Origin of the sequence: Sulfitobacter sp. 1A13421 (assembly GCF_043557285.1) — a bacterium.
Lineage (GTDB): Bacteria > Pseudomonadota > Alphaproteobacteria > Rhodobacterales > Rhodobacteraceae > Sulfitobacter > Sulfitobacter faviae.
This window is the reverse complement of the sequence record NZ_JBIFFQ010000016.1, coordinates 21,473-34,925: the sequence shown is the minus strand read 5'-3', so window position 1 is coordinate 34,925 and position 13,453 is coordinate 21,473. Positions and strand designations below refer to the sequence as shown.

The window sequence follows — 13,453 nt, the reverse complement described above, 5'->3', positions numbered from 1 at the left end:
CGGGCCAGCTACCGAGCGCTCCGATGGGGGTCATTTTTGGATGCCGATAGGGGGTCAAGATTGCCTGCCGATTGACATCGAAAGACTTGCCGCAGCGCAACACGGACTTTTTCAACGGCATCGGCGGGGAGGAGCCATTCGCCGCTGTTGCGAGGGGGGATTGCGCTGGAACAGTAGGAGCAGACGTTCAGATGGGCATGAAACCGAATGGCACGCGGCACCCCCGCAAGTCTCCTCCGAGCCCAAGAAGACTTCGTAAATATCTGGAGGCTTCGGTGGCAGGATAGATGCGCTTGTCGCGAACGGCCCGAAGCGGTTTTCAGTCAGTGCCGCGGCGAGTGTCTGCTCACCGCCCGGAGCAACCGGGTCAGCTCTCGGCCCATTCCCGACCTTCAGAACACTGCTTCGACGCTGCTTCGCAGCAGCATCAAGCGGACATTGATCCGAACCACTGCTCTTAGAAGGGAAATGACGCGCTGACTTGACCTCTCCGTGAGACAGCGCGTCAGCTGTTCAGCGGAAACGCGCTGCGTTCTCTGCGGCCGCAGCCTCCGTATCGCCCTGACCGAAAGCCGACGATCGCGGCTCCGGCAGTTGCAGCGCCTCCTGGACCCGCGGCATGGCGTCAATGCGGTCGAACCACGCTTGCAGGTTCGGCAATCCGTCGACGCTCACCGTGGCCCAGAAGTAGCTGCGCGCCCAGGGGTAGGTCGCGATATCCGCGATGGACATCGCATCGCCGACCAGCCAGTCGCGCCCGGCAAGCCGCGTATCCAGCACTTCCAGCAGGCGGCGGCTCTCGGTCACGTAGCGGTTAACGGCATAGGGCACCTCGTCGCCATTCGGCTTGGCGATCCGCTGGAAGAACATTGCCTGGCCCATCATCGGGCCGATCCCGCCCATCTGGAACATAAGCCATTGCAGCGTCTCCGAGCGCTCCTTGAGATCGTGGCTGAGGAAGCGGTCGTATTTCTCGGCGAGATAACACAGGATCGCACCGCTCTCGAACACGGCGAAGTCATCCGCGCCGCGATCCACGATGGTCGGAATGCGCCCGTTCGGATTCAGGCGCAGATAATCCGGCGCCTTCTGCTCCTTCTTGCCGAAATCGATCGGCACCAGCTCATAGTCGATCTGCGCTTCGTGCAGGAAGATCAGAGGCTTCCAGCCGTTCATTGTGTTGGCGGTGTAGAGGACAATGTCAGGCCGCGTCATTAGAAAACTCCCCGAAGGTCATTGCCAGATGGTCGTCGAACCGGGCAAGATCTGTGGTTACGTCGGGGTTCTTCATCACGTCGAAAGCCCCGAAAGTCGGCAGCGGCGCCATGCCGAAGAACTTGGCGTTCAGATGGACCGGGCGCAGGAGGTCGTCCAGGGACATGCCCTCGAAGAACGGCTCTGCCGGGTCGTCGAAGGCCTCAGCCGGGGCGTTCAGCGTTGCCGAGATCATGTAACGGGTTCCTGCCAGCTTGCCGCCCATGCCGTAATTCGCTTTCGGTGCGGCAGCGCTACGCCCGTCGCCGTTGCTGAGCTGCCCGCCCATGCCGACCGTGTAGACCTCGTCCATGTATTTCTTGAACGACCACGGCACGCCCATCCAGTTCACCGGGAACTGCAGGACGACCCCGTCCGCCCAGAGGTGGCTGTCCACCTCGGTCTGCACATCGTAACCGGCTGCCACCGTAGTCAGGCGGACCTCGTGTCCCTGCGCCGCAAATGTGGCCTTGGCGCGCTCTACCAGCGTTTCGTTGAGTTTACCGGGGGCAAATTCATAGGGTTGCGCGCCGTTCAGAATGTAGATCTTGCTCATGTCGTCTGTTCCATCGTTGCTGCGCCCGCTTGACATAGGCGGGGTCCGGGATGAGATGAATGTGGTGGGCAGCAAAAACAACCAGTATACTTTTTGTAACCTAAGCCGGAACAGATCAGCGGAGCGCGAAACGATGGATGCAAAGATCGAAATAGACGGTGCTGGCCGACGGAGCGCGGCAAATGCCTGCACCGAGCCCTGCGCGATCGAGCGTGGCATGCGGATCATCGGAGGGAAATGGACTGGCTCTATCCTTTGGCACGTCAAAGATGGGCCGGTGCGGTTCAACGACCTCGCCCGGATGATCGGCGGCGCATCCAAGAAGATGATCACGGAACGCTTGCGGCAACTCGAAAACCAGGGGCTGGTTAGGCGCGAAGTCTGCGACACTGCTCCGATCACCGTGGTTTACGAAATCACCGACTTGGGGCGCACAGCCTTGGGTTTCCTGGACGAACTGCGCAAGTGGAGTGAGGGCCTGCAGAAGAGTTTGACCACCGAAAAGTGATGGCCTGTAGATGGCATGATCGGCCCAAAGGAGACATTGACCGACGGTCGCAGTGCCGCAATGCAGCTTCCCCAAAGCGGACGTTGTCGGCGGAGTGCAGCATTTTGGTATGGTCAATGACCGCAATGCGGACAAAGCGCCATTTTGCTGCGGCTGCGCAAATGGCTGCTTTAGGCCTGGCGCACCAATAGAACATTGCAGCAGGACACGTCGGTTAATCCGTATAGCTTCGGCAGGCATCGACCCCTACGGCTGTCGAGGCAAGTAGTTGATCTGCGTCGCGGATGAGATCAGCAATCCGCCTGTCCGCAAGGCGATACCGGACGAACCGACCTTCGTTCCTGCGACTGACCAGACCGCAATCCAAAAGGCAGCGCAGATGGTTCGAGACATTGGGCTGACCAAGACCTGTTTGGGTAACGATTTCCTGCACGCTGCGTTCGTCCGACAGTAGCGCATCGAGGATCGCAAGACGGCTGGGGTCGCCGAGACCCCGGAAGAGCTTTGCCCGCGGCTCAAGGGTGTCAGCTGCCGAAAGATCGTCTTGAATGTTTTGCAATGTCATATCATTATCCACTGATACGTTAGCGGCGACTTCTTTCGCACGCTACCTTCAAGAGGATCGCATATGAGCCGAGCAGATAACACCACATTGCCTACAACGTCTTTGCCGATCCGGATGCGGGTGCATGGCATGGACTGCGCCAAGGATGCCGCCGAGATCGAACGGGCCGCTCGGTCTGCGGGCGTGGCTGAAGGCGATGTGAAGGTGTCTGCCGCAACCCATGTCATGACATTGCGGATCGCCGAAGACGACTTGCCGAAAGTGCGTCCAGCACTGGACGCAACCGGCTATGGCTTTGAGCTGATCAAGAGCGGGGATACATCGTCCGATCCGGCTTACAAAGACCCGAGCTATCGCCGCGCGCTCTGGATCGTAGTCCTGCTCAATCTCGGCTACGGGGTGATCGAGATGTTCGGCGGGTTCCTGTCCGGATCGCAAGCTTTGAAAGCAGATGCCCTGGATTTTTTGGGCGACGGCGCAATCACCTTTCTGGGCCTGCTCGCTATCGGTTGGAGTCTGACATGGCGGGCGCGGTCGGCGATGATCCAGGGCGTGTTCTTGGGATTTCTGGGGCTTGGCGTTGTCGGCAGCACAATCTGGCGTGTCCTGAATCAGACGACACCAGAGGCCGGGTTAATGGGAGCCTTCGCCGTGGGCGCGCTGATCGTAAACATTCTTGCGGTGCTGCCGCTGCTAAAACACCGCAAGGGCGACGCCAACATGCGGGCCGTATGGCTGTTCTCCCGGAACGACGCCATCGGCAACCTCGCCGTGGTGATCGCTGCCGGACTGGTCGCCTGGCTCGGCAGTGCCTGGCCTGACCTCATCGTTGCTTTCGCCATCGCAGGGCTGTTCCTGCATTCGTCATGGATGATCATCCGGGATGCGCGGAGTGATCTGTCAGAAACCGAGTGATCTGGCGGAAAAGCTGACGTGCGAACCGGAAACCGACATTCGCCACTGCGCAGCGAGTCCGGAACTTTCGGCCCTTAGCGGTCGTTCGATCAAGTTTCAGCGAATGACCGAAACACCCTCTATCGACCGAAGCCGAGGCTTGGACGACTGGTCGCATTCTCTGGTCATTTAGGTCGCTCATCTAAGCCCCTACTGCCTCGATGTCAGTTTAGGGCCCAGCTCCAGAAAAGCTGCCGGCTCTCAATGTGGTCGATTTCGGCTGGCCTGAGCAGCTTTTGAGCGCGGTGGCCAGGTCGACCTGATATAAGCAAGTATGGTCCAAATATCTTCGTCTGAGATTACCTCACCGAAGGCGGGCATGCCGCTGTTGAAACCCTTCACGCCCCGGGCCGCCAGCGCAACCTCGCCCCCGAGTTTGGTGTAGTCGAACAGCAGCGTATTATCATGGTGCCAAGTATGCCCCGTTGCATCATGCGGCGGCGCGGGCAGCACACCATCTTCGTCTGGGGTGCGCCAGTCGGGCTGTCCTTCGAGGTCTGCGCCATGACAGGCGGCGCAGTGCTCGGCGTAGAGCGAGCGCCCCGCGACGGGATCGCGGCCGTCGAGTTCGTGATCGGCCTGCGCTGCTGATGCGGCCGCACAGAAAAACAAAGCAGCCCGTTTCATGCAACTTCTACCCATGTGCGCATCCCTCCGATCGCGTGGCTCAACATATGACAATGGATCAACCAGCGCCCCGGATTGTCGAAAACGCAGAGAACATCGCGGCTTTCCCCGGCAGCGACCAAGGTTGTATCACGCAGATCGCCGATGCTCCCGTCTGGGGCCACCTCATAGAAGTGGTGCCCATGCAAATGAATGCCATGTGGAAAAGCGGTATCATTAACCAAGGTGATCCGCACCGTTTCGCCGCGTTCGATGATGGCAAAGGGGTCCTGTGGCAGGTCCGAGACATCGTTGAAGGACCAGATATTGGCACCGCCGTGCCGACCGCCCATGGCACCGCCCATCATGGTCAGCGTCAGGTGCTGGGAGGGGGCGCCCGGTGCCGGGAGGTCCGGTGCCGCCAAGGTCGGCAGAGGCCCCGACTGCCGATCCGTATTCTCGCCAGAGATGGACAATTCGGCCAGACGGTAAGGCGCCTGTCGCGTGGGCATGTCAAAGCCGACCAGGCCGGTGACATCGACGATCAGATCGGCCCGCTGGGCCGGCGCCAGAACGAGGTCAGAGAACGCGCGAGGTTGGCGCAGTGCCATGCCGTCCAAGGCGACAACCGAACCAGAGACGCCAGAGATGCTCAGGGGGAAAATACGATTGGTCGCCGCATTGATCAGCCGCAGGCGGATGCGATCACCTTGCTTCACCTCGCTCCGCGATAGGAAACCGCGGGCAAAATTGCCCATATAGCCCGCATGGGCGACGCTATGCATATCGGTGAATTCATCAACAAGGCTGCCATCTTCGTTGATGATCCAATCGGACAGGATCACGGTGATGTCATGATCCAGATCGAGAGGGGCGTCGTCTTCGACGATCAGCGGCCCCATCAAGCCGCGCGCCACCTGCTCTTGCGAGATATAATGCGAATGATACCAATAGGTCCCCGCATCGGGTGGCACGAAGCTGTAAGTTTTGCTGTCATAGGGGTCGATCAGATCTTGCGTCAGCACCGGGACACCGTCCATCCGGTTTTCCAGTCGGATGCCGTGCCAGTGAACGGCGGTGCCCTCTTGCATGGCATTCTTGACCTCAATCGATGCCCGCGCACCCCGTCTAAGCCTGATCTCTGGTCCCGGCATCGAGCCGTTGAACCCCAGCATTGCGGTGGTGCCTTCGCCTTCGGGAAGGATCTGCTGACTTACTGTTTCTGCCTTCAACTTCAGTGGCGTCACGCCAGCAAAGCTTGGAAGGGGCAGAACCGCAGTGGCGGAAACACTGGCGAGGAATTGTCTTCTGTTCATGTCATGCCTTATCGGGGTGATTTGCGATTAATGCTGCCACGGGGCACAGGGCGCGCCGATGTCCGAGGCGTGTAGGTATGTCCTGCAGGGGCCAATTCCAACTGTCGATGACGGGTTGGGGGTGGAGCGCCTATGCGCTCTCTATCGGGAAATAGAATGTGTCGAACCACTTGGGTCATCCCTTCTCTGACAAGGGGGCGCGTCCCCCCATGATCTGCAGCACGAAGCTTCCTGACGCCGTGATCATAAGAAAGCCGTGAAATGCCTCTATCCCGGTAGTGAAGCGCAGGTGCCCCACGGGGGTCAGGTCGCCGCGTCCCAAGGTGGTGAAGTTGACCAGTGAGAAATAGAAATAGTCCATCATCGTGATTGGCTCATCCGTTGTTCCGGAAGCGTTTAGCGCGCCAATCTGCAAACCCTGCACCGCCCAGAGGAAGAACAGCGTATAGATGAAAGCCTCAATCACATGGGCAAAAGTAATGGCGCCGACCGCCAAGCCAAGGTTCTGGCCATGCGCAGTTCTTTTGCGTTGCGCGATGGTATCCGACACCCATTTAAGGACGAAATAATGGATTGTCGTGCAGATGCCGACAACCAGAATTGATAGAAGTATTGCTTGGATCATGACGAGCTACCTGTTTTGTTTGCGGGAGCTTCCCCTCAGGCGGTTATGCCGGGGCGGCTGTTGATTTGTGGGCAGCCACATGCGAACGCTCAGCCGCAGTTTGCGGGGCGTCCGCCGGCACCCATGCGTCATCCATCAAATCCTCAATGAATGTGCTGAGCAACTGCGTGCGCCCGGTGACGGCAGCCTTGCGATAAATCGCGTTTGTCTGCGCCTTGATCGTCCCTTCAGAGGTGCCGCGCAGCTCCGCAATGTCGCGGGTGCTCAGGCCCTTGACCAGAAAAACAGCGACGTCCCGCTCTGCGGGTGTCAGACGCCAGTCGGTGAAGTGCTGCGTCATTACCATCGAGAACTCCGAGGTGCATCGGCGCATCTTCTCTTCGGCGAGCCGGGCCCGTTGCAGACTGGTCCTGAGGGCGATCCAGCCAAGCGCCACGCCGAGGTTCAACCCGATGGCCAAGATCGTTTGCTGATACTCATGGCTCTGCCAGATCAGAAAATCAGGCTCCATTCCCATAGCGTCCAACAAGAAGCAGACGGTAAAGAAGATCGCCACAATGGCCTGCAGTGCTGCGATGGCCCAGAGGGCGATGGTTCCACGCGTTTTCATAGCTCGAAGTGCCTTATTATTATGAAAAGTGCATGGCCGGCTCGTTCAGCCAGCCATGCGATTGGCGCTTACTTCATCTCAGTCACAGTCAATTTGCCTTTGACACGGTCGGCTACGAACTCGATGTTCTGGCCTTCTTTCATTTTAGCAATCAGCGCTTCATCGGCTTTGAACACCATAGTCATCGACGGCATATCGAGGTTTTCGAGCGGGCCGTGGATGATGGTGACCTTATTGCCCTTAGCGTCGACCTTCTTGATCTTCCCGGATGAGTAGACGGCAGGTGCCGCGGGAGCCTCATCAGACTGAGCGACGGTGATCGGCCCATGCATGCCGGATTCGTAGTGGCCGGGGATCAGGCAGGCGAACTCAAAGCTGCCTTCATTGGCGAAGGTCCAGATCACCTCGCCTTCCATGCCAGAGTCGAGACGGACCGAGTTCGGGTCATCATGCTCCATGTCCATCTTGGCCATGGCTTCCTTGTGCTCTGCATTGCCCTCCATCGTGTCGACCACGAACTCATGCTCGATCTCGCCTTTGTTAGTGACGTTGAAGCGGATGGTCTCGCCTTTCTTGATGTCGAATTCTGCGGGCTCAAAAATCATCTCGCCATCGTCGGTTTCGCGCATAGTTACATCAATGGTGCGATCCACATTGGCGGATTTGCCCGGCATGCCGGCCATCATTTCCTTGTGCATGTCACCGTGGCCGTCATCGTCATGGCCGCCCCCATGGGTGCCTGCGGCAAAGGCCGGGGAGGTGATTAGAAGGCTGAGGGCGGTCGAGAGAAGAAGTTTATTCATGGTGTTTCCTGTATGGTTGTAGAGGTGATTATGGTCTGAGGGGCGCTTAGCCCTTGGAGGTTGGTTTCGGCGTGATCTGGGTTTTCGGACTGTGGTTCTGCGCAAAGTCCGGCAGCTCTCCCGTCCATTCATACGCCTCGGTGCCCGGAGGATTTTCATACCAGCCGGGATCTTCGTAGTCGTCCGCGTCGATGCCTTCGCGCACCTTCACGACCGAAAACATGCCGCCCATTTCAAGGGGTCCATGCGGCCCCCAGCCGGCCATCATCGGCACGGTGTTGTCGGGCAGCGGCATCGACATTTCGCCCATATCCGCCATGCCCGCCGTGCCCATGGGCATGAACTCAGGCTGCACGCGGCGGACCTGACGTGTCATGTTGGAACTGTTGGTGCCGATCAGCGTGGGCACGTCGTGGCCCATAGCGTTCATCGTGTGGTGCGACTTGTGACAGTGGATCGCCCAGTCGCCCAGATGCTCGGCCACGAACTCATAGGCGCGCATGGCGCCGACGGGAATGTCGATGGAGACCTCGGGCCACTGCGCCGATTCCGGCACCCAGCCGCCATCCGTGCAGGTGACCTTGAAGTCATAGCCATGCATGTGGATCGGGTGGTTGGTCATCGTGAGATTGCCGACGCGCACGCGAACCTTGTCGCCATGGTTGACGACCAGGGGGTCAATGTCCGGGAAGATGCGGCTGTTCCATGTCCAGAGGTTAAAATCCGTCATCGTCATGATTTTCGGGATGTAGCTGCCCGGATCGATGTCGAAAGCGTTCAGCATAATCAGGAAATCCCGATCAACGCGCATGAAATCGGGGTCTTTGGGATGGACCACGAACATGCCCATCATGCCCATCGCCATCTGCACCATCTCATCCCCATGCGGGTGATACATGAAGGTGCCGGATTTGGTCAGGTCGAACTCGTAGATAAATGTCTTGCCCGGCGGGATGCCCGGATGGCTCAGCCCGCCGACACCGTCCATGCCCGAGGGCAGGATCAGCCCGTGCCAATGCACCGTCGTATGTTCCGGCAGGCGGTTGGTAACATAGATGCGCACCCGGTCGCCCTCGACGGCTTCGATGGTCGGACCGGTGGACTGACCGTTGTAGCCCCAGAGGCGCGCGACCATACCATCAGCAAATTCACGCTCGACCGGCTCGGCAACGAGGTGAAATTCCTTCACGCCATTGTTCATCCGGTGCGGCAGGGTCCAGCCGTTGAGCGTGACCACGGGGTTATAGTCCGGCCCACTGGTGGGACGGGTCGGCGCTTGGGTGAGGGCCGAATCCATCTCGGCGGCCTCGGGCAGGCCCATATTCATGGTCTGGCCCCATGCTTTGGAGGACACGAGCGTTGCACCCGCAGCGCCGGCCCCCAGGAGTTGACGTCTGTTAATCATCTGGTTGCTTCCTTGTCTCAATGTCCTGCGCCGCCACCGGCGGCGATCTGTGTCTCTCCGCCGGCACCGCCGCCGCCGCTCCCACCGCCGTAGATCGCGGCGGTCAGACCGGCAGAGGCCAGCCAGAACTCACGCTTGGCATTGGCTGCCTCAAGCTGGCTTCCGATCTTTTCGCGGGCGTCGTTCAACAGATCGAAGGTGCTGGTGATCATGCCGTTGTTGCTGAGCAGAGCCTCTTCATCGATGGTGCGGCGCAAAGGCAGCACCACGTCTGAGTAGTGCCGTGCGATCTGGTGGCTTGAGCGGTAGGCCGTGGCCGCCGCCCGGGCTTCGGAGCGGACGTTCACCGCCCGTTCGGCCAGCACATTGGCGGCTTGAAGATAGCTAAGCTCGGCCTTGCGCATTCGCGCCTTGCCGCTGTCGAAAATTGGGATGACGAACTCGAACTCGACCTGAGGTGAGATACTGGTCTCGACTTCCCCGTCCTCTTCCTCACGCTCGATCTCGGCACCAGCGATGACTTCGAGGTCGGTCAGGGTGCGGGTGGCATCGGTCAGACCATAGGCCTTGGCCGTTGCTGCCAACCCCAGCCGGGCGACTTCCAAATCAACACGATTGGCGAGCGCCAGCCGTTCGATGCCCTTGTGACTGCTGACCGTATTGGGCACGCGGGGCAGAGCATCGGGCACATAATAGGCCACGTCCTGCCCCCAGAGCCCCATGAGCCGGGTCAGCTGTTCCTTGGCCAATTGCGCATCCAGCCGCGCCTGCGCCAGCTGTCCGGCCATCTCGGCATTGAACGCCTGCTCGCGGGCCTGTGCGGCCTTGTTGAGCGCGCCGGTCTTGCCCAGCTGCTGCGCCAGTTCCGCCGCCGCATCGGTGGTGACGGCAGCACGTTTAAGGTAGCCCACCGCCTCAAAGGCGGCGACCGCGTTGATCCATGCCTCGCGCGTTTCATTGGCCAGTGCCAGCGTGTCGCTCACCGCCTGCATCTGCGCGTGCTGGAATTCCGCCTCGGCAGCGGCGATGCGCTGTTTGCGGGTGCGAGCGTCCAGCAGGTTCACGGCGATCATGCTTTCCAAGGCACGGTAAAGCCCGACCTCGGGCGCGCCGATGCCCAGCAAGCCGATGGAGACGACGGGGTTTTCTGGCGTGGACTGCTGCCATGCTTCGGCCGCCGAGAGGCCGATCTGCGCATAGGACGCCTGAAGCCCCTTGTTGTTCAAAAGCGCGACCTGCACAGCGGTTTCGGCACTGATCGTTTTACCCTGCACCATGGCGCGGACCTGTTTGGAGGCCGCGACGGTCTCGGCCTGCGACTGCGCCCAGACGGTGCGCTTGCCGATGGCCTTGGAGGTGCGTGCCTCCACGGTGGCAAAGCCAGCATCACGGGCCGAGAAACTCACCGGCAGGTCCGTTGCCGTGCAGGCGCCCAAGATCAGTGGTGTAATGACGGCGGCGGTTTTCAATTTCCAACGCATCAGTGGTTCATCCCCTGCATATCCATCCCTTGCATAGGTGCCTGTTCAGCGTTCAACCGTCGCCAATCGAGCGGCTCCACCACGCCGCGACGCCGGTAGCCTGCAAAGGGTTGCTCTTCGGCGGTCGTGGCACTGCCGCGCGTGCTGTTGTCGGCGGCGGTCATCGCGGCGACTTCGGGCAGAGGCGTGGGCTGCTGCACATAGGCGGCAGTGACGTCTGGAAATGGGGGGAGCGTCGTGGCGCAAGCCCCAAGGGTCAGGGACATCGCCCCTGCAATCAGTGGTAATTTCATTGGTTTTTTGCCTGAGAATAAGGTGATCTTTCCCGCAGCCAGACGCCGCGGATGCAAAGGCCGTTAGTCGGCCGGGATCAACTCAGGCTCGAGGCGGACGCAATTGACCAGCGGATTGGCCAGAGGCGACAGAATGGGACACGCTGGTGTATTCAACGGATCGCACAGCCGTCATTTTGGCGTCCTGCGAGGAGGTCAGCGCTCCCGTCAGGCAAATTCCACCACAGCAAGGCTCGCCTTCGAAACTGTCAGATATTTCTGTTTGGTCGGGCATGGCCGCTGCGTCCGGATGCAGTTCGGACTCTGTGGTCATCTGATGACCCGCGTGATGCGCCGCCTGCGCGCTGTCATGCATCCCGCTTTCGGCATGAACCGACGAGGGCGGCAGCAGCAACAGACCACAGGCCAAAACCACGCCGAGAAGGACGCGACAGAGGTTGGATATGTCTTCCAGAGCACGCATAGGTGTTAGCAGTGTCGTAAGTCGCAGAGCCTGTCAACGCGTCCAGCGCTGGAAGGATTGCGGTTTTCTGGCGGAAACCGGCCTAAAGTGCGGGGCGGCGGATTGGCGTTCCGACCCAGAGAAGAGGTCAGAGGCGCTGGCTACGGTGCCAGAGCGCGATGGGCATTCGGTCCGAAACGCCTACTTCGACGCCTTTTGCAAAAGACCAATCAACTCGTCAAACTTGGCGCGTTGTTCTTCCGGGTCGCCGCTGGCAATCGCAGCCTCGACGCAATGCTGAGCGTGGTTCTCCAGCACAAGCTTTTCGACCCCCAGAACGGCGGATCGGATTGCCGCAGTCTGTGCTAAGATGTCCATGCAGTAGCGGTCGGCCTCAACCATTTTCGCGATGCCGCGCACTTGTCCTTCGAGCCGCGCCAGGCGATCCAGCGTCTTTTCCTTGTTAGCCTTCATGAGGCGTCGCTCCATTCGGGATTTGTTGCCGATCGGATAATATACCCCATATGGGTATAAGACGATGGCACACATTGGCAATTTAGGAGGACAATACAATGGATTCAAAGAATAAGCACGACGATCGCACAAGCAGCGGCTATGGCCGGTTCTTTGCGATGATCGGCACCTCGACGGTCGTGATGTATGGCCTGATGTATCTCAACACTTATGCGCTTGACCATGTCTTCTTCTCCCAGACGCGGATGTGGATGGCGCTCTATATGGGCGGGGTAATGGCAATCATTATGCTCGCCTTCATGCTCGGCATGTATTCCAATCGAAAGACGAATTTTGCGATCTTCACTGGTGCCGCCATCGCCTTTGCGGCTGGTGTCTACTTGGTCCGGTCGCAAGATACGGTAGGCGACACCGCTTGGATGAAAGCTATGATCCCGCACCATTCAATCGCGATCCTGACCAGCGAACGGGCAAACCTGTCCGATCCGCGCGTGCGCGAACTGGCCGACGCGATCATCGAGGCGCAGCGCAGCGAGATCGAAGAGATGAAGCTCTATATCGAAGACATCGAAGCAAACGGGGATGCAGCGCCTGGCACTTCCCGCACCAAACCCTGAGATCAAGGAGCATATCATGCCCAGAGACACCCGTGATGTTGCAGACGTAACAACTGATCCGGCCTCCTCCGCGACAGGGAAAACCGCCGTGCTTTACCGCATGGCCCTGCCAAACCATCTGTGTCCTGCGGGGCAGAAGGCGCGATGGCTTTTGGAGCGCAAAGGCTACGAGGTCGATGACCGCCTGTTCCGCGCGCGGTCTGAAGTCGACGCGTTCAAGGCGCAATACGATGTTCCCACGACCCCGCAAGTCTGGATCGAAGGGAAGCGCGTTGGCGGCTATGACGCCCTGCGCCAGGAACTTACCGACTATGACCCTACGGCGACCACTTACAAACCGGTGATCTATCTCTTCGCCGTTGCTGCGACCACAGCGCTTGCTCTGTCCATCGGCTTTCTTGGCGCGATCACGTGGCAGACGCTCGGTTGGTTCATTTCGGTCTCGATGATCCTGCTGGGGATGCAGAAGCTGAGCAATATCGAAAGCTTCACGACGATGTTCCTCAACTACGACCTGCTGGCACGTAAATGGGTGCCATATGCCTACGTTTATCCATGGGTTGAAACCGGGGCGGGCGTGTTGATGACCGGTATGTTGCTTACCCCATTTGCCGCTCCGGCTGCGCTCTTCATCGCCACGGTTGGCGCAATTAGCGTGTTCAAAGCCGTCTACATCGACAGGCGCGAGTTAAAATGCGCTTGCGTTGGGGGTAATTCGAATGTGCCGCTCGGATTTGTGAGCCTGTCCGAAAATCTAATGATGATGGGCATGGCCATCGTGATGTTGGCCAAGATGTTTACCTGAAGGTCGGGCGCAGCATCTTGCGCTTAGCACGAGTTCGCAGGGCGGAAATGGTCAACTGAAGCAAACGTGCATGGCACAAGTGTTTGTCTTAGCTTTGTTCGCATAGCTGCCGTTCGTGCGTTTTGCGGCGAACGGCGGC

The 13,453-nt window shown here is 59.4% G+C and carries 17 protein-coding genes; 4 read left to right on the top strand and 13 right to left on the bottom strand.

Annotated features, from left to right (window positions below):
- Nucleotides 1–513: 513 nt before the first annotated feature.
- Both ACGYLI_RS17790 and ACGYLI_RS17785 read right to left on the bottom strand, forming a co-directional pair.
- On the bottom strand, nucleotides 514–1,215 hold the full coding sequence (locus ACGYLI_RS17790; protein ID WP_394393646.1) for a glutathione S-transferase family protein: 702 nt from the start codon (nucleotides 1,213–1,215) through the stop codon (nucleotides 514–516).
- A complete protein-coding gene (locus tag ACGYLI_RS17785; RefSeq protein WP_394393643.1) occupies nucleotides 1,202–1,810 on the bottom strand; it encodes an NAD(P)H-dependent oxidoreductase in 609 nt (202 codons plus the stop codon). The genes ACGYLI_RS17790 and ACGYLI_RS17785 overlap by 14 nt, the downstream gene beginning before the upstream one ends.
- 133 nt (nucleotides 1,811–1,943) lie before the next feature.
- On the opposite strand from ACGYLI_RS17785, the gene ACGYLI_RS17780 reads away from it, so the two are divergent.
- Nucleotides 1,944–2,318: a winged helix-turn-helix transcriptional regulator gene (locus tag ACGYLI_RS17780; RefSeq protein ID WP_394393642.1), complete on the top strand. Its 375-nt coding sequence runs from the start codon at nucleotides 1,944–1,946 to the stop codon at nucleotides 2,316–2,318.
- Nucleotides 2,319–2,532: 214 nt separating this feature from the next.
- Here the strand turns inward: ACGYLI_RS17780 and ACGYLI_RS17775 are convergent, their stop codons facing one another.
- Nucleotides 2,533–2,883, bottom strand: a complete 351-nt coding sequence (locus ACGYLI_RS17775) for a helix-turn-helix transcriptional regulator (protein WP_014132722.1) — start codon at nucleotides 2,881–2,883, stop codon at nucleotides 2,533–2,535.
- A 63-nt stretch (nucleotides 2,884–2,946) separates the two neighbouring features.
- On the opposite strand from ACGYLI_RS17775, the gene ACGYLI_RS17770 reads away from it, so the two are divergent.
- The gene (locus ACGYLI_RS17770) at nucleotides 2,947–3,798 is read left to right on the top strand and encodes a cation diffusion facilitator family transporter (protein WP_038068544.1); all 852 of its coding nucleotides are present in this window, start codon (nucleotides 2,947–2,949) and stop codon (nucleotides 3,796–3,798) included.
- 240 nt (nucleotides 3,799–4,038) lie between these two features.
- On the opposite strand, the gene ACGYLI_RS17765 is transcribed toward ACGYLI_RS17770, so the two are convergent.
- The 10 genes from ACGYLI_RS17765 to ACGYLI_RS17720 all read right to left on the bottom strand — a co-directional run bounded on the left by ACGYLI_RS17765 (nucleotide 4,039) and on the right by ACGYLI_RS17720 (nucleotide 11,907).
- Nucleotides 4,039–4,464 (bottom strand): c-type cytochrome, encoded by a 426-nt coding sequence (locus ACGYLI_RS17765; RefSeq protein ID WP_174859259.1) that lies wholly within the window; start codon nucleotides 4,462–4,464, stop codon nucleotides 4,039–4,041.
- Nucleotides 4,461–5,759, bottom strand: coding sequence for a multicopper oxidase family protein (locus ACGYLI_RS17760; protein WP_394420128.1), 1,299 nt, complete (start codon nucleotides 5,757–5,759; stop codon nucleotides 4,461–4,463). Before ACGYLI_RS17760 ends, ACGYLI_RS17765 begins: the two co-directional genes overlap by 4 nt.
- 175 nt (nucleotides 5,760–5,934) lie before the next feature.
- Nucleotides 5,935–6,384, bottom strand: a complete 450-nt coding sequence (locus tag ACGYLI_RS17755) for an ion channel (RefSeq protein WP_271693702.1) — start codon at nucleotides 6,382–6,384, stop codon at nucleotides 5,935–5,937.
- Between the two features lie 43 nt (nucleotides 6,385–6,427).
- The gene (locus ACGYLI_RS17750) at nucleotides 6,428–6,994 is read right to left on the bottom strand and encodes a LuxR family transcriptional regulator (protein ID WP_271693701.1); all 567 of its coding nucleotides are present in this window, start codon (nucleotides 6,992–6,994) and stop codon (nucleotides 6,428–6,430) included.
- Between the two features lie 68 nt (nucleotides 6,995–7,062).
- Nucleotides 7,063–7,797, bottom strand: coding sequence for a copper-binding protein (locus ACGYLI_RS17745; protein ID WP_174859251.1), 735 nt, complete (start codon nucleotides 7,795–7,797; stop codon nucleotides 7,063–7,065).
- Nucleotides 7,798–7,843: 46 nt separating this feature from the next.
- A complete protein-coding gene (locus tag ACGYLI_RS17740) occupies nucleotides 7,844–9,202 on the bottom strand; it encodes a multicopper oxidase family protein (RefSeq protein WP_394420127.1) in 1,359 nt (452 codons plus the stop codon).
- Between the two features lie 17 nt (nucleotides 9,203–9,219).
- A complete protein-coding gene (locus tag ACGYLI_RS17735; RefSeq protein ID WP_271689140.1) occupies nucleotides 9,220–10,683 on the bottom strand; it encodes a TolC family protein in 1,464 nt (487 codons plus the stop codon).
- Nucleotides 10,683–10,976, bottom strand: a complete 294-nt coding sequence (locus ACGYLI_RS17730; RefSeq protein ID WP_136720347.1) for a hypothetical protein — start codon at nucleotides 10,974–10,976, stop codon at nucleotides 10,683–10,685. Before ACGYLI_RS17730 ends, ACGYLI_RS17735 begins: the two co-directional genes overlap by 1 nt.
- Before the next feature lie 82 nt (nucleotides 10,977–11,058).
- On the bottom strand, nucleotides 11,059–11,439 hold the full coding sequence (locus tag ACGYLI_RS17725) for a hypothetical protein (protein WP_271689137.1): 381 nt from the start codon (nucleotides 11,437–11,439) through the stop codon (nucleotides 11,059–11,061).
- A gap of 180 nt (nucleotides 11,440–11,619) precedes the next feature.
- Nucleotides 11,620–11,907 (bottom strand): metal-sensitive transcriptional regulator, encoded by a 288-nt coding sequence (locus tag ACGYLI_RS17720; protein WP_209218806.1) that lies wholly within the window; start codon nucleotides 11,905–11,907, stop codon nucleotides 11,620–11,622.
- Between the two features lie 83 nt (nucleotides 11,908–11,990).
- Between ACGYLI_RS17720 and ACGYLI_RS17715 the strand changes: the two genes are divergently transcribed.
- Together ACGYLI_RS17715 and ACGYLI_RS17710 are read left to right on the top strand one after the other, a co-directional pair.
- Nucleotides 11,991–12,509: a DUF305 domain-containing protein gene (locus ACGYLI_RS17715; protein ID WP_246253384.1), complete on the top strand. Its 519-nt coding sequence runs from the start codon at nucleotides 11,991–11,993 to the stop codon at nucleotides 12,507–12,509.
- Between the two features lie 16 nt (nucleotides 12,510–12,525).
- On the top strand, nucleotides 12,526–13,314 hold the full coding sequence (locus ACGYLI_RS17710; RefSeq protein ID WP_174859256.1) for a MauE/DoxX family redox-associated membrane protein: 789 nt from the start codon (nucleotides 12,526–12,528) through the stop codon (nucleotides 13,312–13,314).
- Nucleotides 13,315–13,453 lie beyond the last annotated feature (139 nt).